Here is a 25,776-nt window from a genome sequence, read left to right on the forward strand (position 1 = left end):
TAGATGACGGTCTATGCTTTGTCTATCGTCGAGATTGAGGAATCACATGCCCGAGAAGCCCACTGTCCTGTTCGTCTGCATCCACAACGCCGGCCGTTCCCAGATGGCCGCAGGCTATATGCGCGAGCTGTCCGGTGGCGCCGTCGAGGTGCGATCCGGTGGTTCCGAGCCCGGGGACCAGATCAACCCGATGGCGATCCAGGCGATGGCCGAGGAGGGCATCGACATCTCCCAGGCGGTGCCTCAGTTGATGACGACGGAGCAGGTGAAAGACTCCGACGTGGTGATCACGATGGGCTGCGGTGATGTGTGTCCGATCTTCCCGGGCAAGCGGTATGAGGACTGGGAGCTGACGGATCCGAAGGGCAAGCCGATCGACGAGGTGCGTCCGATTCGCGACGACATCAAGGCTCGTGTCCAGGCCCTGCTGGCCGAGCTGCTGCCCGCCACGGCCTGACCGGTCCGATCGTGACTGACTTTCGCGAGCGTCCCGAAGCCGCTCACAGATCACGTCGTGCACGCTGCGGATGCCGTTGTCACGATGGGGTGCGGGGACGCGTGCCTGGTCTTTGCCGGCAAGCGTTACCAGGACTGGGCGCTCGACGACCCGGCCGACCTGCCGCTCGAAGAGGTCCGGCGCGTGCGCGACCAGATCCGCGCCCACGTCGTCTCCATGCTCGCCCAACTCGGCGTCGAAGCGAAGGAACTCTCCGCATGACCACCATCGCTTCGGGCTCACGCATGGACTCCATCTAACCCGTTGCCGAGCGATCCGCCCAGACGACTTCCCTCGGCACCGAAGGGTGAGTCAGCACTTGCCACGCGGAACCACGTAGGCCCGTCACCCGAAGCAACCCCACGATCTGAGAAGTCCATCATGCGAGGTCGCTGTCGCTCGGTACGATCAGTGGGTGACGACTACCCTCCGACCGTCCTTCTCTTGGGCGATCCGGATGGTGGTGGTGACCGGTCTGGTCGGAATAGGCGCGGGTATCAGCGGACTCGTCGTGAGCCTCGCTCTTCACGGCATCGAACACCTCGCCTACGGCTATTCGGCTGGCTCCTTTCTCGATGGCGTCAGCCAGGCCCCTCCCGGGCAGCGCGTTGCGGTGCTTGCCGCTGCCGGTGTCATCGGGGGCGTGGGCTGGTGGTCGCTTCGTCGCTGGGGCGACCGTGTCGTTTCGGTCGAGCAGAGCATCGAGGGCAAGAGGATGCCACTGCTCGCGACCCTTGTGAATGCCGGGCTCCAGGTGGCGATTGTGGGGTTGGGTGCATCGATCGGTCGCGAGGTTGCGCCCCGGGAGTTGGGGGCGGCGGCCGCCGGATGGCTGAGCGAGAAGGCCGGGGTCACCGCCCGCGAGCGCCGGATCCTGATCGCCTGCGGTGCGGGGGCGGGTCTCGCCGCCGTCTATAGCGTTCCGTTGGGTGGCGCCCTCTTCGCCGTGGAGATTCTCCTGGCCGAGATCAGTTTCGCCACCGCCCTGCCCGCGCTGGTGACATCGGCGATCGCTACGATCGTCGCCAGCATTGCTGTGCCCACCGATCCGCTCTATGTACTGCCCCGATTCGACCTGACCTCGTCGCTGTTCGTGTGGGCGCTGCTCGCCGGTCCCGTGCTCGGGGTCGGTGCGGTCGGGTTCGTGCGACTGGCAAGACTCGCGGAGGCTCGTCGCCCCCGATCGTGGTGGGTCATCGTGGTGATGCCCCTCGTTTTCACCGGCGTCGGCCTGGTCGCGATTCCCTTCCCGGAGGTCTTGGGAAACGGGCGCGCACTCGGCCAGACAGCCTTTTCTGCGCTGGTACCAGTGGGGGTGCTTGCCCTGCTGGCAGTCGTGAAGGTGCTCACGACGACGGCGACGATCGCGAGCGGAGCGGCCGGGGGAACGCTCACACCCTCCCTGGCGATCGGGGCTTGCCTCGGCGCAGCGCTCGGCGGGCTCTGGGAGCTGGCGTGGCCCGGCGGCACGGTCGCGGCATTCGCCTTCGTTGCTGCGGCTGCATTTCTCGCCTCCACCATGCGGGCGCCGTTCACTGCGATAGTTCTCGTGGTCGAGTTCACAAACCAAGGTCCCGCACTGCTCGTGCCGACGATGCTGTGTGTGGGCGGGGCAGTCACCGTGAGCTACCTGCTGGCACGCAGGCGGGAGACGGGAGTCGCCTGACCAACGGCATCAGCTCTTCGGCGAGGAATCCACCGGGTGTTCCGCATCATCCGCGACCTCGATCACGGCCGGCGCCGTGCCGCGAGACTGCCGCGGCACCCAGCCGGGCCGAATCGCAGAGGGCTCGAGGCCGGGGTGGCGACGCGTCTGAATGATGAACAGGGTGATGCCGAGCACGATCGCGACGAAAGAGGCCCAGATGTTGGCGGGGATGCCAAGGAACCCGTCGCTCGTCGGGTCGATGCGGATCGCCTCGAGCCAGCTGCGACCGAGGCCATACCAGATGAGATAAAGCGCGAAGGTGCGACCCCAGCGCAGCGCAAACCGCCGCTCCAGGATCAGGATGATCGCGACGCCGACGAGATTCCAGATGATCTCGTAGAGGAACAACGGGTGGAACAGCGTGCCGGCCGGCAGTCCCGCCGGGAACTTCGCATTGGATGCTTCGATCTGCAGTCCCCAAGGCAGCGTGGTCGGCAGCCCGAAGAGTTCATGGTTGAAGTAGTTGCCGAAGCGCCCGAGGGACTGGGCGACCAGCATGGCCGGGGCGAGAGCATCCGCGAAAGACCAGAATCGGATGCCGTGTCGCCTGCACCCGATGTAGGCGCCGAGTGCGCCACCGAGCAGGGACCCGTACAGGGCGTTGCCGCCGTCCCAGATGGCGAAGACGTTCCAGAGGTTCGCGCCCGGGAAGAAGTAGTCGCCGACGTGGGTGAATACGTGATAAAAACGCGCCCCCACGATCCCGATGGGCACGGCCCAGATGATGATGTCCAGCACGACGCCGTCCGGCGCACCGCGGCGCGACAGGCGGCGTTGCGTGATCACGACGGCCGCGACGATGCCGATCAGGATGCAGATGGCGTAGGTGTGAATGGTGAGGGGGCCCAGGTGGAATTGCGCCCAGTCGGACGGGGGGCTGGGGATGCTGGTGGGTACCGTCACGATGCGCCTTTCGAGAGTGTCGGGCTCTGCAACCCAGACCGGCCGGCCAAACAATCGCGCGCGGCATCTCGAGGCTAGTCGATCAACTTCCGCGATGGATTCGAGCCACCAGGACGTTCACGCGAGAGTGAGGAACAGCTTCTCGAGCTCGTCGACGGTGAGGGTGTTGTCCGCGGCATCCGGGGTGGTGATGCATCGGCGCATCGCCGACGACACGATGGTGAAACCGGCACGGTCGAGGGCGCTGGACACCGCGGCGAGCTGGGTGACCACGGTCCGGCAATCCTTGCCCTCTTCGACGGCAGCGATCACCGCTGCGAGCTGTCCCTGTGCCCGGCGAAGACGGTTGAGAATTTTCCGCATCTCGGCGGCGGATGCTTCGGAGTCGGGTGCGGGCTGGGAATTGTCGTCGGTCATTCGGTCTCCTCGAAAATGGTGTGGGTCAGGCGGGGGTGAGTTCGCTGTCCCGGTCGTGGGCGGAGGTGCCCGCGGCCCAGGTGCGATAGCCCCCGTCGAGATTGTGTACGTCGTGGCCGAGTTGGGTGAGCAGGCGGGACGCGGTGTGCCCGCGCTGGCCGACCTGGCAGTGCACGATCAGCGCTCGGCCATCCAGTTCGCTGTGCCGGTGACGGAGGTCGTCGAGCGGCAGGTTGATGGCTCCGGGGATCGAACCGGCGGCGAACTCGTCGGGGGTGCGCACATCCACCAGCATCGCGCCCCGATCGAGGGCGGCGTCCAGTTCGTGCCACTGCACGGACCGGGTCAGCCCCGTGGCGAGGTTGTCGGCCACATAGCCGGCCATGTTGACGGCGTCTTTCGCGGATCCGTATTGCGGTGCGTAGGCGAGTTCGAGGTGGGCGAGCGATGAGGCGGTGAGACCACCGGCCATCGCTGTCGCGATCACATCGATCCGTTTGTCGACTCCCGCGCCGCCGACGATCTGCGCGCCGAGGATCGCGTCGTTCACCGGGTCGACGAGAAGCTTGAGGGCCATCGTCTCGGCGCCGGGGTAATAGGTGGCGTGCGAGGCGGGATGCGTGTGGATGACCCGATGTGGGCGTCCCGCGGCCACCAGCCGCTTCTCGCTCCAGCCCACCATCGCGATGGTGAGATCGAACACTCCGACGATCGAGGTCCCGAGTGCCGGCCACGCGGGTTCGGGGTGCCCGGCGATCGCGTCGGCGGCGGCCCGCCCGTGTCGGTTGGCAAGGCCAGCCATTGTCACCAGGGTGGGCGAGGCATCCACGTGGTCGATCTTCTCCACCCCGTCGCCCACGGCGAAGATCGACGGATCGCTCGTGCGCTGCTGGCGATCGACGGCGATGCCTCCGGTCGGGCCGATGGTGAGTCCGGCGCTGCGCGCGACCGCGATCTCTGGTCGCACCCCGCTGGCTTCGATAACGATGTCGGCCCGCACCCGGGATCCATCGCTCAGGAGCACCGAGCCCTCTGAAGCGGATGCCACAGTGGTGCCGGTGCGCACATCGACGCCGTGCCGGCGCAGCTCCGTGAGCACGGGGGCAGCCATCTCACTGTCGAGGGGTGTCAGGATGTGGGCGCCGCGTTGCGCCAGGGTCACCTCCATGCCGCGATTAACCAGGTTCTCCACGGCCTCGAGCCCGATGAATCCGCCGCCGACGACCACAGCGTGGGTGGGTCCGACGAGACCCGAGACGGTCTCGGTGATGTGATCGACGTCCTCCACGCTGCGAAGGGTGAAGGTCGGCACGGCCGGTGCCGTGTCGCCGGAAGACGCAACCGCTCCGCCGGCGAGCACCACGAAATCGTAGGACTCGGTATGCACCGCGCCCGTGGAAAGGTCGGTGACCGTGACGAGCTTTCGGTCCGGATCGATGGCCGTGACCTCGTGCCGCACACGCACGTCGAGGGCGAAACGGGACGCGAGCGATTTCGGCGTCTGCAGCAACAGGGAGTCGCGGCTCGGGATCACACCGCCCACATAGTACGGAAGGCCGCAGTTCGCGAACGACACGTACTGGCCGCGCTCGAACACCACGATCTCCATGGCCTCGTCCAACCGTCGCAACCTCGTCGCGGCCGACATCCCGCCCGCGACACCACCGACTATCACCGTCTTCATAACCATCTCCCTATAAAGAACTATACCCCCGGGGGTATAGTTCAGCGAGACGGAACCCAACGAAAGAGAGAAAGCCCGATGTGTAGAGCGGTCACCTGCCGAGTGTGTGGCAAGACGACCTGGGCGGGATGCGGCCAGCATGTCGACCAGGTGATGAAGAACGTCCCGCGCTCACAACAATGTCCGGGGCACGACAAGGAGCCGTCGAGCCCCGGGTTGCTCAAGAGGTTGTTCGGCCGGTAGCTCACGGGGAAGCCGACGGAAATCGCCTCTGAGGTCTACCCGTAGAGCTCGGGATCCAGTTCGTTGATCTTGATCAAGAGTCCACCGGGTGCTCGAAGCTGCAGCTGCCTCCCAAAACCTTCGTCGGTCACCGGCGAAACCACCTCGACGCCTGCCCGAGTGACTGACGCTTCGAGCTCGTCGAGGCGGGTTGCTTCGAAATTCAATTCGACGTCTCCCCCTCCTTGATCGGGGTTGGCAGGATGCGCCAGCAGCGAGAGTTGGGTGTCGCCCAGGGACAGCAGCACGAAGTCGCCATCGCGTGAGCCGTTGACGACTGTCGCTCCGAGGGCCTCGTAGAAGGCGACCGATGCGGGCATGTCTTCCACGTGGACCATTGGTTGCACGGTCACCGCGGGTAGTGCGCTCATTGTGGATTCCTTTGATAGGTGTTCGGTGAGGACTTTCTCGAGCCAGTCGGACAGCGAGTGTTGGTCGTCGATGGCCTGGTGCTTCGCGGCGCGGATCAGTGCGGGCGGAAGGGTCACGTTGAACTGCTGCTTCGAACTCGGCACACTCCTACTCTGAATGCTAGATATCTAGATGTCTAGGCCTCGGACGGCCGGGCTCCCCGGAGCCGCGGCCCGTGGCTGACCCCAGCGGGCCGACTCCGTCAACCTCCTCCCTGATCCAGCCGGAATGAGCCCGCGACCACGACAAGCAGGTTGAGGATCGAGTGTCGGCCCGTGGCGTCGCCGGCAGCCGCCGACCACGGGGAGATCAGTAGATCCGAGTTGACGAGGGCGACGATGCCTGGCGACGGGCTCGACGGTGAATGACGTACTCCGCGACGGCGAGGTTGATCACCCAGGCAGCTCCCATGAGCACCGTTCGCGAGAGTTCGTCGCGCGGTCCGTACACGATCGCGGCGGGGATCAGCACGATGGCCTGCGTGCCGGCGCCCATCCCGATGGCGTAGGCCCGGGTCATCCACTCGCCATGGACGACAAACCTGCGCTGCGCGATCGCCCGAATGCCCAGGGCGAGGGCGGCCAGCATCGCGGCACCGAAGAGAAGGCGGAGCAGAGTGAGGGCAAGACCGTCGCCGATGGGGTGCGGGTAGAAGACCGCCATCCACATGCCTGACAGGGCGGCGAGTGCCCCGGCCGGGATCAGGACTCGGCCGACGAGCCGGTGCCACCCGCGTGGTCGCCTCAGTAGGGCGGGGACGAACTGGAAAGCGCCCACCAGGCTGAAGATAGTGACGCTCACGATGTGGATGACAACCGGCCAGGGCGAGTCGAAGAAGCGGGCGTTGGAGAAAGTGATGGCGGCGTTACCACCCAGCTCGGCGACGCGGTGTGCCCCGCCGAGGATCGGGATGAGGCTCAGCGAGACGAGGCCCGTTGGCACGCGCCACTGCCCTCGCTGTCGTCGTGATGCCGGGATGTGGACGGTGGTTGCAGTCATTCCAGTGCTTCCTCAGGGTGTTCTCTCGGTGTGAGGCGATCGTGGGGTTGTGGCGAGGCAGTTCACCGAGAGCAGTGTCACGCCGAGATCGCCGATGCGGCGCAGCAGGCCGTGGAGGGCGGCCTGGTCGACCGCCCCCCCCCTGAGGGTGGTGGTCCCGTCGCTCTCGGTGGTGAGGGTGAACCCGTCGAACCAGTCGGTCCAGCCCTGGTCGAGCTGCCCCTCCAATCGCACTTCGTAGTGATCGGTGACGCACCGGCCGGTCATCGGTTGTGCGTGTGAGTCAGACCGCAGGGGTGCGGTCGAGGCGGGGCTGGCCCGCACGCGTCCGCCCGCTGGAGCTCTTCCTGCGCAGGTCGGCCAAGAGGGAATAGCCGAGCCAGGCGATGGCAATGCCCATCGGAACAGCGGCCATGCGCTCGAGGGCGTGGGGGAGCAGTGCGCCGGCGACCGGTGTGACCGCAGCGGCGATGATCAGAAGGATGCCCGCCCCGCGCGAGAGCACCCGTGCGCGGATGATGGCGATACCGAACAGCAGGGCGCCGCCGACGTAGAGCACGCTCCCGACCAGCGGTAGCGCGGCAAGGGGACCGAGGTCGGTCACGGCGGGATAGCGACCGAACAGGCCGACGAAGTCCACGGCGAGCTGGGGCGCGTTTACCGCGATGAGTGGGGCGATGAGGGCCTCTGCGAAGTTGAATGCCGACTGCAGGATGAAGAAGAAGCCGAACATCAGGTAGCCGATCAGGCCGAGAACGCCGAACTCGCGTACCTGGCGGAGGTAGATCCCTGCAATCCCCACGGTGGCGAGCACCGCCTCGGCGAAGCTGAGGATGTGGACATCGACCCAGGCTGAGGTCGAGAGCGAGGCGATCACGTCGGCGGGGTGAATGAACTGGATGACGACGTACGTCAGTCCGGCGAGGATGGCCGCGACGGCGGCTGTGCGGGTGAGGGTGGCGCTGTTGATGGTCACGGTGGCTCTCCGATGTTCAGTGTCGTCCCGGGCGGTTACCCGGAACGACCTGAATCTACGAAGACCCGTGGTGACCGGGCATCACCACCCGGAGCCGCGATGTGGTGATCTTCGAGCAGGCCCGGTCAGATCAAGCCAAGCGCTTCTGCCCGCCGGACTGCCGCACCGCGGCTCGTCACCTCGAGCTTGAGGAAGATGTGCTTGGTGTGGGTGCGCATCGTGTTGAGGGTGACGTAGAGCTCCCGGGCGATCTCCGGACCGGTCATCGCCGTGGCCAGGAGCCTGAGCACCTGAAGCTCTCGCTCGCTGAGCACCCCGACGATGGCCTGGCCGGCGCTGCCAGCACCTTCGGCCTGCCGAAGGGCCTGGCTGAGGCGACGGACATAGTCGGTGCGGATGCCCGCCCCGGCGGCGGCTCGAAGCAATCGCAGCATCGGCGCACCTTCGTCGACGAACAACCGGACGAGGCCCTCGGGTTCGGCGAGGCCGAGTGCCTTCTCGAGCGCGGCCAGCGCCAGCGAATCCTCGCCGAGGGATTCCAGCGCAAGCGACTGCAGCATCAGGATCTCGGTGGCGCTTCCCGTCCTGCCGCCGGATTCCGCGGCATCCAGGAGTCGTGCGAGAAGGGGCATCGCGTCGCCGATCGCGCCCCCGGTGGGGTCTGCGCGGTGCCGCGCGATCAGGAATCGAGCCAGGGTGATGTGACCGAATTCGCGGAGGGAGGTCAGGTCGTCAGCGGCGAACAGGCCCTGCTCGGCCACCCAGGTTGCGGCCTGCCCGAGGAGTCTTTCGGCGATCCAGACTCGGGCCTTCATGCCGCCGATCGGACGGCTCTCCGGAAAGAACCCCCGGCGATAGTGCCCCTCCGCCTCGGTCAACAGGGCGAGGGCGGCGTCGGGGTTGCCCTCCGCGTGCCTCACTCCGGCCAGCGCGACGAACCATCGGTAGTGGTGTTCGTGTGAGAACGCGCCCACGCCGAGCGCTTCGCTCTCGTCGAGGTGTCGGAGAGCGCTGGGGAGTTCGTTCCGCTCCCGAAGCAGGTCGGCGAGGCCCGCGTGAAGGTCCGCAGTGGGCTGGCCGCCATTGCCGTGCTCGACCGCCTCCATCAGGGCGGAGGTGTAGAGGTCTTCGGCTTCTCGAAGGCGGCCGAGCGGCACCAGCATGTCGCCGATCACCATCGTCGTGCTGAGGGCATCGGTGAGGTTGCCGGCCCGTCGCAGGCTCGCGCTGCTCGCAGCGAAGGCCTCGACGCCCGCGTTCAGTTCTCCTCCCGCCCACGAGGCGAGCCCCAACAGCCCCGCTGCGGCTCCCCGACCGAGGTGGTCCTGGGGCGATGCCACGTCAAGGGCGTGCCGGGCGTGCGTCGCGATCCCCGCCTGATCCCCCGATGCCATCGCCACGGCGGCGCGATAGAGCGCGATGGTGACCGGTAGTGAAGCGAGTTCTTCGCCGGCCTCGGAATCATGCGCCGGCGCCCCGTCGGCCCCGATAGAGGCAAGCAACAGCTCCGCGTGAAGCAGGCGGGGTGCAACGGCGTCGATGTCTCCGGCCACAAGGGAGGACCAGGCCGAGAAGACACTCAGCACCGGTCGGCGCGCGATGATCGCCTCGGGCAATCTGTCCAGCCAGCCGAGCAGCGTCGCATCCTGCCTGCTCTTGCGAACGCCGGGGATCGTCGCTTCGATCACCCGCGCCGCCCGCGCGAAGTCGCCGGCTTCGAATGCGTGACGCACCGCCTCGTCGGATGAATCGTGCTGATCGAACCACTCGCTCGCGCGGGTGTGAAGAATGGCGCCCTTGACCGGGTCGTCGGCGAGGAGGCGGAGCTTCAGAACGTCGGCGAAGAGGTGGTGATAGCGGTACCACTCGCGTTCGTCATCGAGGGGGATGACGAACAGGTTCGCCCTCTCCAGCGACTCCAGCATCGCCGTACCGCCGGTGCGCCCGGTCACCGCGTCGCAGAGCGATCCATTCAGCCGGGCGAGAATCGAGGTCTGGCAGAGGAAATCCCGCACGTCGAGCGGTGCTCGTTCGAGCACCTCCTCGACCAGGTAATCGATGACGAAGCGGTTGCTGCCGGCGAACGCGCTGATGAAGGCGGAGACATCGGAGCGATCCTGCATCGAGAGGGCGGCGAGCTGGAGCCCGGCGATCCACCCTTCCGTGCGGGTTTCGAGGGCGGCGACGTCATCGGTGGAGAGGGACAAACCCATCACGGTGGTGAGGAAGGCCGAGGCCTCATCGGGGGTGAAGCGCAGGTCTGCGGCACGCAGTTCGGTCAGCTCTCCCCTCGCGCGGAGCCGCGCAACGGGAATGAGCGGGTCTGATCGGCTCGCAATGGTTACGTGCAGTGGGGGAGGGAGATGGTCGATCAGGAACGCAACGGCGTCGCGCACCGGCGGGTTCTCGATCACCTGGAAATCGTCCAGCACCAGCACGATCGGGTACGCACTGCGCGACACCCGATTGATGATCGTGGTCAGCGCAGTGTCGTCCAGGTGCTGACTGCCGAGATCATCGGCGCCGATCGAAGGATCTGCCTGGCCGAGCGCGGCGACCAGATACGCGAGGAACCGGGCCGGGTCATTGTCGCTGGGCTCGAGTGACAGCCACGCCACCCTCAGATCCGGGTTCCGGCTCGAAGCCACTCCGATCCACTCGCTCAGGAGAGTCGTCTTGCCGAATCCCGCCGGGGCGGAGATGAGCATCAGCTTCCGGCCCGCGCGAACCCCATCCTCCAGCTTCGCGGTGAGGCGGGGGCGCTGTATCGCCTTGGCGCGCGGCAGTGGAACGAACAGCTTCGTAGCCAGGACCGGCATCGCCATGTGCTCATCCTAGGGAGACCGGCGACGGCGGCCAGGCGGTTCTCGCGGGCTACACCCCGACCCGTGACTCGAGCAGCCCCTCGAGGCGGGCGTAGCTCGTTTCCATGCCGCCCGTCATTCCGGTGGCGAGTACGGCATCCCGCATCTCGGCGTTCGCGTACGTGATGACGAGGGAGAGAAGCGTGCCTTCCGCCACGGGCGTGAGGGTGAGCTCATTGAGAGTCGACGGGAAGTCCATGCCGATCATCGACTCTGTGGTGACGGCGCGGTACGGCGCCTGCGATTCGAGAAGTTCTCCGGTGAAGCCGAAGCCTTCGCCGCCGCCCTCGGGCGCCCACAGGTAGCGGTAGCTGTCTCCGACTGTGGTCGCGATCTCACAGACGGGCATGGTCCAGCCGTCGGGACCGAGCAGCCACTGTTTCATGAGGTCGGCGTCGTTGTGTGCGCGCCAGACCTGCTCGACAGAACCGCGGATGACGCGGGCGACCCGCACCTGCGTGTCGCTGAGGATCTGCGCCTCCGCGACACGGTCCGTGGCGAACGCGGCGAGATCGGCGAGGACCTGATCGATTTGGCCCATCGCCAGTGTCGTGCCCTCGAGCACGCCCATCTCCAGCAACTTCTCGAGATCCTCCAGCGAATCGAAGCGGGAGACGGTGGTGAGACGCGATCCACTGTCGGTCGCCTCGAATTCGAAACTCGCATGTAGCGGCGGAAGCTCGGTGTTCGGCGCACCCGTCTCATCGGCGAACCAGTCGACGATGGTGAACGACCGGGGAGCATCGACCGTTGTCCACTCCCAGCAGCCGTAGTGCTCGTCGCCCGTCGGCCCGGTCATCCGGTAGACGCTGCGACCGCCCACGGCGGCGTCGTGGCGGGAGAAGGTGGCCGGGTAGGTCGGCGGACCCCAGAATCGCTCGATCTGGCGGGGATCGGTGTAAGCATCCCAGAGGCGTGAGAGGGATGCCGCGAAGTCGGCGACGATCGTGAGGGTGAAACGGTCGAGGTCTTTCTCGACGGAGGTGACGGGCATGGCAAACCTTTCTAGTGGGGATCTTCTTCGAGCAGCGCATCGAGACGGTCGATCCTCGAGCGCCAGAGCGCGGCGAACTGGTCGAGAAGGAGTTGCGCCTGGCGGATGCGCTCGGGGTCGCCCCGCACCATCCGTTCTCGCCCGCGGGGATGTTTTGTCACGAGCTTCGCCTCCTCCAGTACTGCGACGTGTTTTTGCACCGCAGCGAACGACATCGCGTACGCGTCGGCGAGCTGCGAGACCGAGACCTCGGCGAGGAGCGTCCGGCGAACGATGTCGCGCCGGGTCGTGTCGGCGAGGGCGCGGAAGATCCGGTTCACGTCGTCGTCGGAGAGTTCCAGTTGTACAACCATTTGGTTGTACATTACCTCTCCGGGACATCGCGCGCAAGCCCTTCCAGACGCGGGAGCCCTCGACTTCAGGGGCGATTCGGCCGACAGGAGAACGGGACCAATGGCCCTGTGGCGTGAGCGCCACAAAGTGGACCATGGGACACGAGGTCGGCAGCCGAACGCGCTTCGACCGGGAGGAGACGGCGCAATGTGGGGCTACGGATACAACATGATGGGCTGGGGTTGGCTCGCTGGGGTCGTGGTTGTCGCCCTGGTCGTCGTTGCGGTCATCGTCGTTCTTCGCCTGGTCCCCGGACGCCCGAATCACTCCGCGACTGTTGCCCCGCCGGCTGTGAGCCCTGTGCAGAGTCCGCGTCAGATCCTGGATGAGCGGTATGCCCGGGGTGACCTCACAACTGAGGAGTACCTCGAGCGTGTCAAGCACCTGGGTACTGCGTGACGCCCGTTGCTGCAGCCCTTCCCTTATACCCCTAGGGGGTATATGATCGGCGCATGAAACAACGGGACGCGCACGCATCCGCGCAGGAACACGAAGCGATGAATTCGCACCAGATGGCCGGCCACGCCGGCATGAACCACGCCGGTCACGGCGATCACGTTGCCCAATTCCGGCGCCTGTTCTGGATCATGTTGGTCGTCGCTGTGCCGGTCGTAGCCTTCAGCGACATGTTCGCGATGATCCTCGGCTACCGGTTGCCGACGTTCCCGTTCGTCGCGTGGATCTCGCCCGTTCTCGGAACCGTGATGTACGTGTGGGGCGGGCGACCCTTCCTGACCGGTGCCGTCACGGAATTGAAGGCACGCAAGCCGGGGATGATGCTTCTCATCGCGCTGGCGATCACGGTCGCGTTCGTGGCGTCCTTGGGAGCGAGTCTCGGGCTTCTGGATCATCAGCTCGACTTCTGGTGGGAGTTGGCGCTGCTCATCGTGATCATGCTGCTTGGGCATTGGATCGAGATGCGCTCCCTCGCGCAGACCTCGACCGCCCTTGAGTCACTCGCCGCCCTTCTTCCCGATGAGGCAGAACGGGTCGATGGAGACAGCACTGTCACGGTCGCGCCCGCAGACCTCGTCGTGGGCGACCTCGTGGTGGTGCGCCCCGGTGGACGGGTTCCGGCCGATGGTGAAGTCACCGAGGGCACAGCCGATGTCGATGAGTCGATGATCACCGGCGAGTCGCGTGCGGTGAGCCGGGGCATCGGATCCCACGTCGTGGCAGGCACCGTCGCGACCGACAGCGCGCTGCGGGTGCGAGTGACCGCGGTCGGTGACGACACTGCCCTTGCGGGAATCCAGCGTCTCGTCAGCGAAGCCCAGAACTCGTCGTCCCACGCCCAGCGCCTTGCCGACCGGGCAGCGGGCTGGCTGTTCTGGTTCGCACTCGGATCCGCCGCGATCACGGCCATCGTGTGGACCGCCCTTGGGGCTCCGGATGATGCGATCATCCGCACCATCGCGGTCCTGGTCATCGCGTGCCCGCACGCCCTCGGTCTCGCGATTCCCCTTGTGGTGTCCATCGCAACGGAACGTGCCGCACAGGGCGGCGTGCTGATCAAGGACAGGCTCGCCCTCGAAGCAATGCGCACAGTGTCCTCCGTGCTCTTCGACAAGACCGGAACCCTGACCACGGGCGAGCCCACCGTCTCGAAAGTCGCCGTCGTCGACGGAGTGTCCGAAGAGGAGTTGCTCTCCTGGGCGGCAGCCGTCGAGGGCGACAGCGAACATCCCCTCGCCGCAGCAATCGTCGCTGCGGCCAGGGCGCGGAACCTCACCCACCTTCGGGCAACCGATTTTCAGGCATCGACCGCCGTCGGAGTCACGGGAACCATCGAGGGCAGCCGCATCAGCGTCGGGGGACCGAGCATGCTCGAATCCCACAACGCTTCGGCGTTGATGGAAACGTCAGCGTGGGCGGAGGACGGCGAAATCATCCTGCATGTGCTGCGAGATGGCGCGGTCGTGGGGGCCATCGGGCTCGCCGACGAGATCAGGCCCGAATCGCGGCAGGCCGTCGACGCGATCCATGCGCTGGGAATCCAGGTCGTCATGATCACCGGGGATGCCGACGCGGTCGCGCAGTCCGTCGCGAGAGAACTCGGCATCGATCGGGTCTTCGCCGGGGTGCGCCCCGAAGACAAGGCGGCGAAGGTGATCGAGCTCCAGGGAGAAGGACGCACGGTCGCGATGGTCGGCGACGGAGTCAACGACGCCCCAGCACTCGCCCAGGCGGATGTCGGAATCGCGATCGGCGCCGGCACCGATGTCGCCATCGCCTCCGCCGGCGTCATCCTCGCCAGCGACGACCCCCGCTCGGTGCTGTCCGTGATCGAGCTCTCGCGGAAGAGCTACCGCAAGATGCAACAGAACCTGTGGTGGGCGGCCGGCTACAACCTGATCGCGGTGCCGCTCGCCGCGGGCGTCCTCGCGCCGATCGGCTTCATCCTCCCCATGGCAGTCGGGGCACTGCTCATGTCGGCGTCCACCGTTGTGGTTGCCCTGAACGCACAGCTGCTGCGGCGCCTGGATCTCCGGCCCGAAGTCAGTGCGGGCGCCCGGTTGTCCGGGCAAACTCACACTCCGGCGGGGAATGATGGCCAACTGGAGAAAGCTCTCGAGAGGAGCGCCGGCTAGGGGTTCTTCCCTGTGCTGGCACCGGTCTTCATCTCAACTTCGATACCCGGCATGGGTATGTGGCGAAAGGGGCGTAGTGATTCGACATCCACGCCCGGGTCTCGCGCACCTCATCGTCATGCTCGTGATGGCCGTCGGCGTGATCGTCGGCCTACTGGCGATGCACACCATCGTGTCGGCGCCCGGTGACCACCACGAACCGGTGTCGACCATGGCCGCGGAGATGAACACCCACGGTGGCGCGGTCGCCATGGTCATTCCCACCTCGGCCAATACGCCCGGTAGTTGCAGCGGGATGTGCGACCCGGGCCATGTAGTGGCCAACATGGCCTGCGTGCTTGCCCTGTTGTTCACCGGCCTGGTCCTCACCATCACCGCTTCCCGCCAGTGGTCGATCTTCTTCGCCCCCACGCATTCCCTGTGGCGGGCGATCCCCCCGGCCGCGTGTCTCGCGTTGCCACCGCCACCCGATCTGAACGCACTCTCCATCAGCAGGACGTGATCAAGCGCGCCCGCATCCCGGGCATTTCTGCGCTCAAATTCACCCTCAACTGATTGGAAAACACCCATGTATGAACGACGTTCAACCCTGGCGATAGTCGGCGTACTCGCCACCGCCCTCACCCTGTCTGCATGCTCGGCGACGCCTTCGATAGGAGGGATGACCCACAGCAGTTCACCGGGATCCACCTCCGCCAAGAACACCGGGGCATTCAACGACTCGGATGTCGCCTTCGCGATGGGAATGGTGCCGCACCACGAGCAGGCCGTCGAGATGGCGGACATGATCCTCGCGAAGAGCGGGATCGATCCGAAAGTCATCGACATCGCAATGCGGATCAAGGCGGCCCAACAGCCCGAGATCACCGAAATGACGGCCTGGCTGAAAACCTGGGGAAGCCCGATGGGCTCAATGTCGGGGATGTCCGGCATGGACTCGGGGATGATGTCCGACGGTGACATGGCCTCGCTCGACGATGCGACCGGCATCGAGGCCTCGAGGCTGTTCCTCCTCCAGATGACGACACACCACCAGGGCGCGATCGCCATGGCGAAGACGGAGATCAGCGACGGCAAAAACCCCGACGCGATCACACTCGCGCAGGGCATCGCCACCGGCCAGGCGGCGGAGATCACCGAGATGGCCAGCATCCTGAGCGCTCTGCAATAGGCCGCCCGGCGTGACCATGGTGAACTCCGCCGTGGTCACGCCGGACGGCTCCGCGTTCGCCCTCGCTCCGGCGACTTGTCGACGATCGCGGCCAGATAATGGGAGCAGGACGATCGGAGACGATCCTGGACGCACGAGGAGGCATAGCTGTGGCAGAGCACACTCACGCACCGGCCGGGTCGAATCGCCGGCGGCTCGCCATCGCGTTCGCGATCACCACCGCGATCCTGTTCGCCGAGGTCGTCGGAGCGATCATCACCGGCAGCCTCGCGCTGCTGATCGACGCCGCGCACATGCTCGTCGATGCCGGAGGGCTGTTGCTGGCGCTCGTCGCGGCGAATCTCGCCACCCGCCCCTCGAGCTCGCGACGCACCTGGGGCTTCGCACGCGCCGAGGTGCTCGCGGCGACGGTGCAGGCGGCCGTGCTCCTCGCCGTGGGCATCTTCGTCCTCGTCGAGGGGGTGCAGCGATTGATCAACCCTCCCGAGATCGGCTCGGGCGGGTTGGTCGTGTTCGGCATCATCGGCCTGGTCGGCAACATCGCGTCGATCCTCGTGCTCGCCTCCGGCCGCAACTCCAACTTCAACCTGCGGGCCGCGTTCCTCGAGGTCGTCAACGACGCCCTCGGATCGGTCGCCGTGATCGTCGCGGCCATCGTCATCGCCACCACGGGATGGACGAGGGCGGATGCTGTGGCGGCCATGCTCATCGGCGTGCTGATCCTGCCGCGCACCTTCACCCTCCTGAGGGAGACGATCGACGTGCTGCTGGAGTCCACTCCGCGGGGGCTCGATCTCGACTCCGTGCGCACCCATATCCTCGGAATCCCGCACGTTCGGGCCGTGCACGATCTCCATGCGACCCAGATCGCGACCGGGCTCCCCGTGCTCACCGCGCACGTGGTCGTCGACGACGCCTGCTTCTTCGACGGGCACGCACCACGCATTGTGGATGACCTGCAGAAATGCGTCGCCGAGCACTTCGCCGTGTCGATCGAGCACTCCACATTCCAACTCGAGCGCGCTGAGCACGGTGAACACGAGCACGAAACCCACGACTGATCGGGGGCGCTTTCCCAGGGTGATCCTGATCTGTCAGCGAAGCCCCACGGCGTCGGATGACCAGAAAGCGTCCGGATAGACGAGGGTTCCGGTCATCCACGATTCGTAGGTCGGCAGTAGTCGCACCTGGAATGCCCGCGGCGGAATTCGCACTGAAGGGGATCGAAATCCCCATCCTGTGGCAGCGACGAACTGCACTCTGGAGTAGTAGGCGGGATCTCCTTCGAGGAAGATCGCCGGCACGCTCTCGCCCGAGCGAATGGCGGCATCATCGATCAACTTCCTCCCGATTCCTTGGTTCTGGTGACCGGCGGTGACGGCGATAGGGCTCAGCACGTGCACATCGACCAACCGTGGTGGCGCGTCGAGCCAGCCGCGGGACAGCATCACATGACCGACGATCATGCCGCCGTTCTCTGCCACGAGCTCGAAGGCGTCGGCCCCGGTGGCCCGTAATCGCTCGATCAAGGGCACGACCACGCGCGAGTGGGTGCCGAACGCCGCGGTCTCTACCTCTTCGATCGCCCGATAGTCGTCTGCCGTCGCCAGCCGCACCTGCAGGTCCTCAGGCATCCGGAGTCACTCCGCTCGCTCGTGTGGCGTCACCGGACGTGCCGGGCGCGATCTCGAAAGGGTCCTGGCCACGACATTAGGCCGCAACCGTGCGTTGTGCGAGCCATTGGTGCGCTCGCCCGGAGCGGCGTTTATCGAAACTTGTCGTCCGTTCATCGCCAGAAGAGATCGCAGGGGGTCTTGACGCCGCACTTGTTTTTTGCAAGTGTTTACGTCATCCGCATCCGCATTCGGAATCCAGAAGAAGGAAGTCCACGATGACCCAGATGTTCGTCAACCTGCCGGTGACCGACCTGGAGCGCGCGAAGGCGTTCTACACCGCGATCGGATTCACCATCAATCCACTCTTCACCGATCACAATGCCGCCTGTGTCGTCGTCGAAGACGGCCACAGCTACTTCATGATCCTGGTGCGCGACTTCTTCCAGACCTTCACCGACCTGCCGATCGGCGACCCGGCGGTGAACCCCACGGTGGCGACGGCGATCTTCCTCGACAGCCGCGACGCGGTCGACAAGGCAGTCTCCGATGGCCTGGCTGCAGGCGGGGCTGAACCCCACCCCGCGTCGGACTACGGTTTCATGTACCAGCGCCAGCTCACCGACCCCGACGGCAACTTCCTCGAATTCGGTTGGATGGATCCGGTCGCCGCCGAGCAGGGACCCGAAGCCTTCGCAGAACAGCAGGCCTGAAGCCGAGCAACGACACCCCATGGTCGCCCGAGACTACGGCCAGTACGGCGGTGTGACGCGAGCCCTCGAGCTGGTGGGCGAGCGTTGGGCAATGCTGATCGTGCGCGACCTGCTCGTCGGTCCGCGCCGGTACGGAGAGCTCGCTGCGGGGCTTCCGCGCATTCCCAGCAACATCCTGGCGGCGCGGCTCAAAGAGCTGCAGGCCGCTGGCGTGCTTCGCCGCGTGCCGCATTCGCGCGTGATCGTCTACGAGCTGACCCCGTACGGTCGAGAACTGGAGCCCGTCGTTCTCGCGCTCGGCGCCTGGGGGTTCAAGACGATGGGTGATCCCCGCGAGGAGCAGGTGATCACCCCCGACGCGATGACCATGGATCTGCGAACCGCGTTCCGGCCGCAGGTCGCGGTGCTCCTGCCCGCGACCGCCTACGCGGCGCGCTTCGGGGCCGCCGAGCTGCTGATCCGGGTGGACGGCTCCGCCCTCGAGGTGACGCGCGGGGACGGGCCGGCCGACCTCGCCTTCGCAACGGGTGCGGACATCCGCCGACTCATCTCGGGAGAGCTCGCCCCGGATCGCGCGATCACGACCGGTGTGGTCGAGGTGTTGCGGGGGCGCGGTGAGCTCCTCGATCGCTTCGCGAACACGTTCCACCTCGCCGCCTGATCGGATGGTGCAACCAGTCGCGGGTGCGGCTCCGTCTCACTAGAATTTCGCGCATGCGAGCGACCGGCGGGCGGCACGTAGGGGTGCGGGGAGGCCTGCTGATCGCCGCCGTGCTCGTGGGGATACTTGGCGGAGGCCAGGCGAAAGCCGTCCCCGCCCCGCCGACAACGCCGACCGGGTGGGGGACCGCATCCGAGATCGACGCCTTCGTGCAGCGGGAGCGCGCGGAGCTGAAGTTGTCGGGTCTCGCCGTGGTCGTGTTGTCCGAAGGCTCGGTGATCTTCGATCGCACCTACGGCGATGCCGCTCCCGGAGGGCCGGCGGTCACGCCCGACACCCCCTTCGTGCTGGGATCGACGTCGAAACAGTTCACTGGGCTTGCCATCCAGCAGCTCATCGCGCAGGGCCGGCTGTCCCTGGACGACAGGGTGGGCGCGCTGTTGCGCCCGCTCAGTGGCGGCACCAGCCCATACGCCGATGTGTCCGTCGCGCAACTGCTCAGCCACACCTCTGGGATCAGTGCAGAGGCGGGCACCGCCGACGAGTTCGATCCGGCGCCCGGCTTCACCTCCCTCGAAGCGGAGGCGCGCCACCTGCTGCAGAGCTCTCCGGCATCGGCGCCGGGTACGAAGTTCGAATACTCCAACGGCAACTACACGCTGCTCGGATCGATCATCGAGCAGGTCACCGGCACGGACTTCGAACACTCCCTGCAGGATCTCGTCGCGGGGCCGCTCGCCCTCCGCGCAACCACCAGCGACCTGGCGATCGCCAAGGCGAACGGCCTCGCCACGGGGCATTACACCTGGTTCGGGGCGATCGACTCCACCATTCCGGGCCCGCGGTGGCCGATGGGTGCGCCCTCTGCCTACACCTCGTCGACCGCGGCCGATCTGACCCGGCTTCTCCGAGCCGAATTGGGTGGCCAGGAGGGCATCGATCCGAAGGTGATTGCGGCGGACCATGCTCCGCTGACCACGGTCGACACGTTCAGCAAGTACGCGAGCGGCTGGTTCGTGCGCCCATTCTGGGAGCTTCATGACCGGGACGAGAACTACGACGACCCGACCCTTCCCCTGATCTACGACCACGACGGCAGCACCACGCGCGAAACCTCGTACCTGGCGTTCGCACCCGATCGCGGCTTGGGAGTCGTGGTTCTCAGCAACACCGGGCTCGGCACCGACATGGGACGGTTCGGTGTATTCACCAACGGGCTACTACACGTGATCGTCGGCACCCAGACTTCGACCCGCGTCGTCGATCCGCTCGTCGCCGCGGCGCCGACAATCATGGTGGCTCTGCCTCTGGTGCAATTCGCTGGGTTCCTCTTTTTCGGTATCTCTTCGCTGCGACCGCGACGAAGCGGGTGGGGCCGATGGATGCCCCGAATAGTCGTCACGCTCGTCACGCTCGTCACGGTGACCTTCGCGTTCGTGGTCGTGCCGCAACAGACGCATCAACCCCTGCTGGATCGCGCGTGGTGGGCCGCGGTGCCGGACCTGGCGGTCTCGGTGGCGGTGAGCCTCGTGTTTGCTGCCGCCTGCCTCGCGCTCGGGGTGCAGCGGCTCGTGCACGCGCTGCGAGCGCGGCGCGAACGGGCGTCCGCGGTCTGACCCTCCACTTTCGAGATCGAGCCGGCCCGATATCTCGTCGCATCGGCCGATCGGCGCGCGAACCTATGCCAGGGTGGACAGCCACATCGGCTGGCCGGGCGACGACATAGTCGAGTACGCCCTGAGGGTCGAACGCCAGGCGCGCGAGGCTGGCGTAGGCCGTCCAGGCGCGACCGATGAGTCGCACTTCACTCCACTCGTCCGAGGGATCAGCCCACGGGGCAGTCACCCGTATGGTCAGGGACCCACCGGCATCCGTCTCGATCGATCCGATTCGGAAGATCGTCACGGGGGTGCGGTGGGTGGTCGACGGGCGACCAATCCGGCACTATCGAACATCCGCTGATCGAACAGGGAGTGCCGCTGAGCTCCGCGACCCGCACCAGCGCGGACGGATCCCTCACGAACTCCGTGCGCGCCGGGTGCGAATCCTCACGCGATGCTCGCGGAGCCTCGGCTCGCGGCACCGATCCACCGTCACTGTTAGGGATTCGTTAGGGTTTCCGGCCCGGCCGTAAAGACTTCGTGAGCAACACCAAGCAGCGATAACGGAGGGTGTCTACTCATCTGCTGTGCCTCACGTGGCATCGGGCCCGACTCAGGGTTCCGCGATCCAACTCGAATGGAGCTCCCAGTGCTCGACATTGTGTACATCCTCGTGCCGATCGCCGTCTTCGCGGTGATCGGCGTCGTTGCCTGGGGGGTGGAGAAGCTGTGATCGTGTTCACCATCATCGCCGCGGTTCTCGCCGTGGCCTCGCTCGTCTACCTCGTGTTCGCCCTCGTCAAACCGGAGCGCTTCTGATGGCCGTACTCTTTGGGATCCTCCAGATCCTGACCCTCGTGGTGCTCCTCGCGCTCGTGTATCGCCCACTCGGCGACTACATGGCGCGCATGTTCACGACCTCCAAGGACCTTCGGGTCGAACGCGGTTTCTATCGTGTCATCGGCGTCGACTCGGATTCCGAGCAGACCTGGCGCCTTTATCTGCGCAGTGTGCTCGCGTTCTCGTTGGTCGGCGTGCTGGTGCTCTACGCGATCCAGAGACTGCAAGCCGTACTTCCCTTCGCGCTGGGCTTCCCTGCGATCCCGGAGGGGCTGTCGTTCAACACCGCGGCATCCTTCGTGACCAACACCAACTGGCAGTCGTACTCGCCCGACGTGACGATGGGCTACGCCGTGCAACTCGGCGGACTGATGGTGCAGAACTTCCTCTCGGTCGCGGTGGGAATCGCCGTCGCCGTCGCGCTCATCCGTGGTCTCGCCTACCGAAAGTCCGGCACCGTCGGCAACTTCTGGGTGGATATCACCCGCTCGGCCCTCCGACTGCTTCTACCGCTGTCGATCGTCGCGGCCATCGTCCTCATCGCCGGCGGCGTCATCCAGAACTTCAACGGTTTCGACACCGTCAACACCATCACCGGTGGCACGCAGTCGATACCGGGTGGCCCGGTGGCATCGCAGGAGGCGATCAAGGAGATCGGTAACAACGGTGGAGGGTTCTTCAACGTCAACTCGTCGCACCCCTTCGAGAACCCGACCCCCTGGACCAGCCTGTTCGAGATCTTCCTGATGCTCGCTATCCCGTTCGCGCTCACCCGCACCTTCGGCCAAATGGTGGGAGACAAGCGCCAGGGCAATGCGATCCTCGCGGTGATGGCCTCCATCTTCGCGGTCTCACTTACGGCGATGACCCTGTTCGAGACGCTCACCGGCGGCGCGGCGACCCGGCTCGCCGGCAGCGCAATGGAGGGCAAGGAACAGAGGTTCGGCATCTGGGGGTCCACCCTCTTCGCCACCTCGACCACCCTCACCTCCACCGGCGCGGTGAACTCCATGCACGACTCGTTCACCTCTCTCGGCGGGTTCATGGCCATGTTCAACATGATGCTCGGCGAAGTCGCACCGGGAGGTGGCGGATCCGGTCTCTACGGAATGCTGATCCTCGCGGTCATCGCCGTCTTCATCGCCGGCCTGCTGGTCGGGCGCACTCCCGAGTACCTCGGCAAGAAGATCGGGCCGCGGGAGATCAAGCTCGCGAGCATCTACATCCTCATCACGCCGACCCTCGCGCTGGCAGGCACGGCGCTCAGCTTCGCGATACCGGCAGTTCGGGAGGATGTCCTGAAGACCTCTATCTACAATCCCGGCCTCCACGGGTTGGGAGAGGTGCTCTACGCGTTCACCTCCGCCGCGAACAACAACGGATCGGCCTTCGCCGGCCTCACCGCGAACACTCCGTGGTTCAACACGGCTCTCGGCATCGTGATGCTGCTCGGTCGTTTCCTGCCGATCGTGTTCGTTCTCGCCCTCGCTGGTTCGCTCGCCGCCCAGGACAAGGTTCCGGCGACGGCGGGCACCCTCCCCACCCACCGGCCGCAGTTCGTCGGCCTGCTCATCGGAGTGTCCGTTCTCGTGACGGCGCTCACCTACTTCCCCGTATTGGCGCTCGGACCGCTTGCTGAAGGGCTGCAATAAACATGTCTACTGTCATCGAAACCCCCGCTCCCGAGCGGAAGCCGGCTCCTGGGGAAGAGCACGCTCCGAAGCGGAGCGCGTTCACCCCGCAGCAGCTCTTTGCCGCCCTCCCTGGCGCGCTGCGCAAGCTCGATCCGCGCCAGATGTGGCGAAACCCGGTCATGTTCATCGTCGAGATCGGTGCCGCGTATACGACACTCATCGCGATAGCTGAGCCGTTCCTCGGCGGGCCGTCCAAGTCCGGCGGGGCGATCGTGCCCGCCTCCTTCACCTGGGGTATCGCTATCTGGCTGTGGCTCACCGTCGTCTTCGCGAACCTCGCGGAAGCCGTCGCCGAGGGCCGCGGCAAGGCGCAGGCGGAGAGCCTGCGCCAGACCCGAACCAGCACGATGGCCAACCGCGTCGTGTCGTACGACGAGAAGAAGGATGCGGGCGCCGAGCTGGCGGCCACCTCGCCGGTCTCGTCCGCGGACCTGACCCTCGGCGATGTCGTCGTGATCGTCGCCGGTGAACTGGTTCCCGGGGACGGCGACATCGTCTGGGGCATCGCCTCGGTGGATGAGTCGGCAATCACCGGAGAGTCTGCTCCCGTCATCCGCGAATCCGGCGGGGATCGCAGCGCCGTCACCGGTGGCACCCGAGTGCTCTCCGACCGCGTGGTCGTGCGCATCACGAGCAAGCCAGGCGAGACCTTCGTCGACCGCATGATCAAGCTCGTCGAGGGCGCGTCGCGGCAGAAGACGCCCAACGAGATCGCGCTCAACATCCTGCTGGCCAGTCTGACGATTGTCTTCGTGATCGTCGCTCTCACCCTCAACCCCGTCGCCGGCTACGTCGGCTCCCCGGTGAGTGTGCCGGTGCTGATCGCCCTGCTGGTCTGCCTCATTCCGACCACGATCGGCGCCCTGCTTTCGGCGATCGGTATCGCCGGAATGGACCGGCTGGTGCAGCGCAACGTGCTCGCAATGTCTGGGCGTGCGGTGGAAGCCGCGGGCGACGTGACCACCCTGCTCCTCGACAAGACCGGGACGATCACCTACGGCAACCGCCAGGCGGCCGAATTCACCGTGATGACCGGAGTGGACCAGGCCGACCTGGTCTCGGCGGCGGCCCTCTCCTCGCTCAGCGACCCGACCCCGGAGGGAAAGTCGATCGTCGACCTGGCCAAGGTCGACGGTTTCCGTGAGCCGACGAGCGTGGCGGGGGAGATCGTGCCATTCACCGCCCAGACCCGCATGAGCGGTCTCGACCTCTCCGACGGCTCGCAGATCCGGAAGGGCGCAGGTTCCGCCGTCATCGCCTGGGTCGAGGAGTCGAAGAAGGCGGCGAGCAGCGAGCTCGCCGAACTCGAGGAACTCGTCGACCGCATCGCCAACGCCGGCGGAACGCCGCTCGTCGTGGCGACGAAGTCCACCACCGGTGAGGCGCGCATCCTCGGGGTCGTCTACCTCAAGGACATCGTCAAGACCGGACTGGCGGAGCGCTTCGCGGAGCTACGCCTGATGGGCATCCGCACGGTGATGATCACCGGCGACAACCCCCTCACCGCCAAGGCGATCGCCGCGGAGGCCGGGGTCGACGACTTCCTGGCCGAAGCGACACCGGAAGACAAGCTCGCCCTGATCCGCAAGGAGCAGGAGGGCGGCAACCTCGTGGCAATGACCGGAGACGGCACCAACGACGCGCCTGCCCTCGCGCAGGCGGATGTCGGCGTCGCGATGAACACCGGAACCTCGGCCGCGAAGGAGGCCGGCAACATGGTCGACCTCGACTCGGACCCGACGAAGCTCATCGACATCGTGCGTATCGGCAAGCAACTGCTGATCACCCGCGGGTCGCTGACGACGTTCTCGATCGCCAACGATGTGGCCAAGTACTTCGCCATCATTCCGGCGATGTTCGCCGGAACGTTCCCGGGGCTCGCCGTGCTCAACATCATGCAGTTGCACTCTCCGGCGTCGGCGATCCTCTCGGCGATCATCTTCAACGCGATCATCATCGTCATCCTGATCCCGCTCGCACTGCGCGGGGTGAGCTACCGGGCGACCTCGGCCTCTCGCATCCTCAGCCGCAACCTGCTGATCTACGGCGTCGGCGGCATCGTCGCGCCGTTCATCGGCATCAAGCTGATCGACCTGCTCGTCACCCTCATCCCCGGCTTCTGAACACCCTCGAACTGGAAAGTAGACACACATCATGAGTTCACCAAGAACGGCGGTCCGCCAATACTGGGTGGCCATCCGGGCTCTGCTGATATTCACCGTCGTGCTCGGCATCGGCTACACCGCCGTGATGACCGGCATCGGCCAGCTCGCCCTTCCGTACCAGGCCAACGGGTCGACGATCACGGTCGGGAACGCGAAAGTCGGATCGGCCCTCATCGGCCAGAGCTTCACCGACAAGAAGGGCAAGGCCCTCCCGCAGTGGTTCCAGTCGCGGCCCTCGGCTGCGGGCACCGGCTACGACGCCTCCGCCTCCAGCGGCAGTAACTACGGGCCGGAGAACGCCGACCTCATCGCGGCCGTGAAGGAACGGAAGGCGGCCATCGCCACACTCGACGGTGTCGAGGAATCCAGCATCCCCGCCGATGCGGTCACCGCATCGGCTTCGGGCCTCGATCCTCACATCAGCCCGGAGTACGCGCTCCTGCAGGTCGACCGGGTGGCGGAGGTTCGAAGCCTTCCCGTCTCCGCGGTGCGCAAGCTGGTCGAAGACCAGATCCAGGCACCGGATCTGGGCTACCTCGGACAATCGCGCGTAAACGTGCTCGAGCTGAACATCGCGCTCGCGAAACTGAAGGGCTGATC

General features: G+C 66.2%; 26 protein-coding genes. 15 read left to right on the forward strand and 11 right to left on the reverse strand.

Annotated features, from left to right (window positions below; translation table 11 throughout):
* The first annotated feature begins 46 nt into the window (after window positions 1–46).
* From ACVXZ4_RS01695 to ACVXZ4_RS01705, 3 genes are all read left to right on the forward strand, one after another.
* Entirely contained in the window at window positions 47–457 is a 411-nt protein-coding gene (locus ACVXZ4_RS01695; protein ID WP_461796527.1) for an arsenate reductase ArsC, read from the forward strand.
* Window positions 458–514: 57 nt separating this feature from the next.
* A complete protein-coding gene (locus tag ACVXZ4_RS01700; RefSeq protein ID WP_461796528.1) occupies window positions 515–718 on the forward strand; it encodes a hypothetical protein in 204 nt (67 codons plus the stop codon).
* 193 nt (window positions 719–911) lie between these two features.
* Window positions 912–2,162: a chloride channel protein gene (locus tag ACVXZ4_RS01705; protein WP_461796529.1), complete on the forward strand. Its 1,251-nt coding sequence runs from the start codon at window positions 912–914 to the stop codon at window positions 2,160–2,162.
* A gap of 9 nt (window positions 2,163–2,171) precedes the next feature.
* On the opposite strand, the gene lgt is transcribed toward ACVXZ4_RS01705, so the two are convergent.
* The 10 genes from lgt to ACVXZ4_RS01755 form a co-directional block, all read right to left on the reverse strand.
* Window positions 2,172–3,107: a prolipoprotein diacylglyceryl transferase gene (lgt, locus tag ACVXZ4_RS01710; RefSeq protein ID WP_461796530.1), complete on the reverse strand. Its 936-nt coding sequence runs from the start codon at window positions 3,105–3,107 to the stop codon at window positions 2,172–2,174.
* Between the two features lie 117 nt (window positions 3,108–3,224).
* Entirely contained in the window at window positions 3,225–3,524 is a 300-nt protein-coding gene (locus tag ACVXZ4_RS01715) for a metal-sensitive transcriptional regulator (RefSeq protein ID WP_461796531.1), read from the reverse strand.
* A 25-nt stretch (window positions 3,525–3,549) separates the two neighbouring features.
* Window positions 3,550–5,208: an FAD-dependent oxidoreductase gene (locus ACVXZ4_RS01720; RefSeq protein ID WP_461796532.1), complete on the reverse strand. Its 1,659-nt coding sequence runs from the start codon at window positions 5,206–5,208 to the stop codon at window positions 3,550–3,552.
* Window positions 5,209–5,486: 278 nt separating this feature from the next.
* The gene (locus ACVXZ4_RS01725; protein WP_461796533.1) at window positions 5,487–6,005 is read right to left on the reverse strand and encodes a VOC family protein; all 519 of its coding nucleotides are present in this window, start codon (window positions 6,003–6,005) and stop codon (window positions 5,487–5,489) included.
* Window positions 6,006–6,210: 205 nt separating this feature from the next.
* Window positions 6,211–6,900, reverse strand: coding sequence for a DUF2306 domain-containing protein (locus ACVXZ4_RS01730; RefSeq protein WP_461796534.1), 690 nt, complete (start codon window positions 6,898–6,900; stop codon window positions 6,211–6,213).
* 12 nt (window positions 6,901–6,912) lie between these two features.
* Window positions 6,913–7,167, reverse strand: a complete 255-nt coding sequence (locus ACVXZ4_RS01735) for a hypothetical protein (RefSeq protein WP_461796535.1) — start codon at window positions 7,165–7,167, stop codon at window positions 6,913–6,915.
* Window positions 7,168–7,183: 16 nt separating this feature from the next.
* Window positions 7,184–7,876 carry a hypothetical protein gene (locus tag ACVXZ4_RS01740; RefSeq protein WP_461796536.1) on the reverse strand — a complete coding sequence of 231 codons (693 nt, stop codon included), beginning with the start codon at window positions 7,874–7,876 and terminating at the stop codon, window positions 7,184–7,186.
* 125 nt (window positions 7,877–8,001) lie between these two features.
* Window positions 8,002–10,701: a LuxR C-terminal-related transcriptional regulator gene (locus ACVXZ4_RS01745; protein ID WP_461796537.1), complete on the reverse strand. Its 2,700-nt coding sequence runs from the start codon at window positions 10,699–10,701 to the stop codon at window positions 8,002–8,004.
* 49 nt (window positions 10,702–10,750) lie between these two features.
* On the reverse strand, window positions 10,751–11,734 hold the full coding sequence (locus tag ACVXZ4_RS01750; RefSeq protein ID WP_461796538.1) for an SRPBCC family protein: 984 nt from the start codon (window positions 11,732–11,734) through the stop codon (window positions 10,751–10,753).
* Window positions 11,735–11,745: 11 nt separating this feature from the next.
* The gene (locus tag ACVXZ4_RS01755; protein WP_461796539.1) at window positions 11,746–12,087 is read right to left on the reverse strand and encodes an ArsR/SmtB family transcription factor; all 342 of its coding nucleotides are present in this window, start codon (window positions 12,085–12,087) and stop codon (window positions 11,746–11,748) included.
* A gap of 187 nt (window positions 12,088–12,274) precedes the next feature.
* On the opposite strand from ACVXZ4_RS01755, the gene ACVXZ4_RS01760 reads away from it, so the two are divergent.
* The 5 genes from ACVXZ4_RS01760 (at window position 12,275) to ACVXZ4_RS01780 (ending at window position 16,950) form a co-directional block, all read left to right on the forward strand.
* Complete coding sequence (locus ACVXZ4_RS01760; protein WP_461796540.1) at window positions 12,275–12,526, forward strand: SHOCT domain-containing protein; 252 nt, start codon at window positions 12,275–12,277, stop codon at window positions 12,524–12,526.
* Between the two features lie 98 nt (window positions 12,527–12,624).
* Window positions 12,625–14,718 (forward strand): heavy metal translocating P-type ATPase, encoded by a 2,094-nt coding sequence (locus ACVXZ4_RS01765; protein ID WP_461798038.1) that lies wholly within the window; start codon window positions 12,625–12,627, stop codon window positions 14,716–14,718.
* 76 nt (window positions 14,719–14,794) lie between these two features.
* Window positions 14,795–15,220 carry a DUF6153 family protein gene (locus ACVXZ4_RS01770; protein ID WP_461796541.1) on the forward strand — a complete coding sequence of 142 codons (426 nt, stop codon included), beginning with the start codon at window positions 14,795–14,797 and terminating at the stop codon, window positions 15,218–15,220.
* A gap of 66 nt (window positions 15,221–15,286) precedes the next feature.
* Window positions 15,287–15,889 (forward strand): DUF305 domain-containing protein, encoded by a 603-nt coding sequence (locus ACVXZ4_RS01775; protein ID WP_461796542.1) that lies wholly within the window; start codon window positions 15,287–15,289, stop codon window positions 15,887–15,889.
* 98 nt (window positions 15,890–15,987) lie between these two features.
* The gene (locus ACVXZ4_RS01780; RefSeq protein ID WP_461796543.1) at window positions 15,988–16,950 is read left to right on the forward strand and encodes a cation diffusion facilitator family transporter; all 963 of its coding nucleotides are present in this window, start codon (window positions 15,988–15,990) and stop codon (window positions 16,948–16,950) included.
* 33 nt (window positions 16,951–16,983) lie between these two features.
* On the opposite strand, the gene ACVXZ4_RS01785 is transcribed toward ACVXZ4_RS01780, so the two are convergent.
* Window positions 16,984–17,523: a GNAT family N-acetyltransferase gene (locus tag ACVXZ4_RS01785; RefSeq protein ID WP_461796544.1), complete on the reverse strand. Its 540-nt coding sequence runs from the start codon at window positions 17,521–17,523 to the stop codon at window positions 16,984–16,986.
* A gap of 257 nt (window positions 17,524–17,780) precedes the next feature.
* On the opposite strand from ACVXZ4_RS01785, the gene ACVXZ4_RS01790 reads away from it, so the two are divergent.
* The 7 genes from ACVXZ4_RS01790 to kdpC all read left to right on the forward strand — a co-directional run bounded on the left by ACVXZ4_RS01790 (window position 17,781) and on the right by kdpC (window position 25,774).
* Window positions 17,781–18,215 carry a VOC family protein gene (locus ACVXZ4_RS01790; protein ID WP_461796545.1) on the forward strand — a complete coding sequence of 145 codons (435 nt, stop codon included), beginning with the start codon at window positions 17,781–17,783 and terminating at the stop codon, window positions 18,213–18,215.
* Between the two features lie 19 nt (window positions 18,216–18,234).
* Window positions 18,235–18,876, forward strand: coding sequence for a winged helix-turn-helix transcriptional regulator (locus ACVXZ4_RS01795; RefSeq protein WP_461796546.1), 642 nt, complete (start codon window positions 18,235–18,237; stop codon window positions 18,874–18,876).
* A gap of 53 nt (window positions 18,877–18,929) precedes the next feature.
* Window positions 18,930–20,492: a serine hydrolase domain-containing protein gene (locus ACVXZ4_RS01800; protein ID WP_461796547.1), complete on the forward strand. Its 1,563-nt coding sequence runs from the start codon at window positions 18,930–18,932 to the stop codon at window positions 20,490–20,492.
* Between the two features lie 714 nt (window positions 20,493–21,206).
* Entirely contained in the window at window positions 21,207–21,296 is a 90-nt protein-coding gene (kdpF, locus tag ACVXZ4_RS01805) for a K(+)-transporting ATPase subunit F (RefSeq protein WP_461796548.1), read from the forward strand.
* Window positions 21,296–22,969, forward strand: coding sequence for a potassium-transporting ATPase subunit KdpA (kdpA, locus tag ACVXZ4_RS01810; RefSeq protein WP_461796549.1), 1,674 nt, complete (start codon window positions 21,296–21,298; stop codon window positions 22,967–22,969). The genes kdpF and kdpA overlap by 1 nt, the downstream gene beginning before the upstream one ends.
* A gap of 2 nt (window positions 22,970–22,971) precedes the next feature.
* Complete coding sequence (gene kdpB, locus ACVXZ4_RS01815) at window positions 22,972–25,134, forward strand: potassium-transporting ATPase subunit KdpB (RefSeq protein WP_461796550.1); 2,163 nt, start codon at window positions 22,972–22,974, stop codon at window positions 25,132–25,134.
* Between the two features lie 31 nt (window positions 25,135–25,165).
* Entirely contained in the window at window positions 25,166–25,774 is a 609-nt protein-coding gene (kdpC, locus tag ACVXZ4_RS01820; protein WP_461796551.1) for a potassium-transporting ATPase subunit KdpC, read from the forward strand.
* Window positions 25,775–25,776: the final 2 nt, after the last annotated feature.

The sequence above is a fragment of the Lacisediminihabitans sp. FW035 genome (genome assembly GCF_054880895.1).

Bases quoted from the DNA above. Each gene is read 5' to 3' on its own strand.
- kdpC (WP_461796551.1), top strand. From the start codon at position 25,166: ATGAGTTCACCAAGAACGGCGGTCCGCCAATACTGGGTGGCCATCCGG.
- kdpA (WP_461796549.1), top strand. From the start codon at position 21,296: ATGGCCGTACTCTTTGGGATCCTCCAGATCCTGACCCTCGTGGTGCTC.
- ACVXZ4_RS01755 (WP_461796539.1), bottom strand. From the start codon at position 12,087: ATGGTTGTACAACTGGAACTCTCCGACGACGACGTGAACCGGATCTTC.
- ACVXZ4_RS01785 (WP_461796544.1), bottom strand. From the start codon at position 17,523: ATGCCTGAGGACCTGCAGGTGCGGCTGGCGACGGCAGACGACTATCGG.
- ACVXZ4_RS01775 (WP_461796542.1), top strand. From the start codon at position 15,287: ATGTATGAACGACGTTCAACCCTGGCGATAGTCGGCGTACTCGCCACC.
- ACVXZ4_RS01765 (WP_461798038.1), top strand. From the start codon at position 12,625: ATGAATTCGCACCAGATGGCCGGCCACGCCGGCATGAACCACGCCGGT.
- kdpB (WP_461796550.1), top strand. From the start codon at position 22,972: ATGTCTACTGTCATCGAAACCCCCGCTCCCGAGCGGAAGCCGGCTCCT.
- ACVXZ4_RS01790 (WP_461796545.1), top strand. From the start codon at position 17,781: ATGACCCAGATGTTCGTCAACCTGCCGGTGACCGACCTGGAGCGCGCG.
- ACVXZ4_RS01730 (WP_461796534.1), bottom strand. From the start codon at position 6,900: ATGACTGCAACCACCGTCCACATCCCGGCATCACGACGACAGCGAGGG.
- ACVXZ4_RS01720 (WP_461796532.1), bottom strand. From the start codon at position 5,208: ATGAAGACGGTGATAGTCGGTGGTGTCGCGGGCGGGATGTCGGCCGCG.
- ACVXZ4_RS01745 (WP_461796537.1), bottom strand. From the start codon at position 10,701: ATGGCGATGCCGGTCCTGGCTACGAAGCTGTTCGTTCCACTGCCGCGC.
- ACVXZ4_RS01750 (WP_461796538.1), bottom strand. From the start codon at position 11,734: ATGCCCGTCACCTCCGTCGAGAAAGACCTCGACCGTTTCACCCTCACG.
- ACVXZ4_RS01780 (WP_461796543.1), top strand. From the start codon at position 15,988: ATGGGAGCAGGACGATCGGAGACGATCCTGGACGCACGAGGAGGCATA.
- ACVXZ4_RS01695 (WP_461796527.1), top strand. From the start codon at position 47: ATGCCCGAGAAGCCCACTGTCCTGTTCGTCTGCATCCACAACGCCGGC.
- ACVXZ4_RS01795 (WP_461796546.1), top strand. From the start codon at position 18,235: ATGGTCGCCCGAGACTACGGCCAGTACGGCGGTGTGACGCGAGCCCTC.
- ACVXZ4_RS01800 (WP_461796547.1), top strand. From the start codon at position 18,930: ATGCGAGCGACCGGCGGGCGGCACGTAGGGGTGCGGGGAGGCCTGCTG.
- ACVXZ4_RS01760 (WP_461796540.1), top strand. From the start codon at position 12,275: ATGTGGGGCTACGGATACAACATGATGGGCTGGGGTTGGCTCGCTGGG.
- ACVXZ4_RS01735 (WP_461796535.1), bottom strand. From the start codon at position 7,167: ATGACCGGCCGGTGCGTCACCGATCACTACGAAGTGCGATTGGAGGGG.
- ACVXZ4_RS01715 (WP_461796531.1), bottom strand. From the start codon at position 3,524: ATGACCGACGACAATTCCCAGCCCGCACCCGACTCCGAAGCATCCGCC.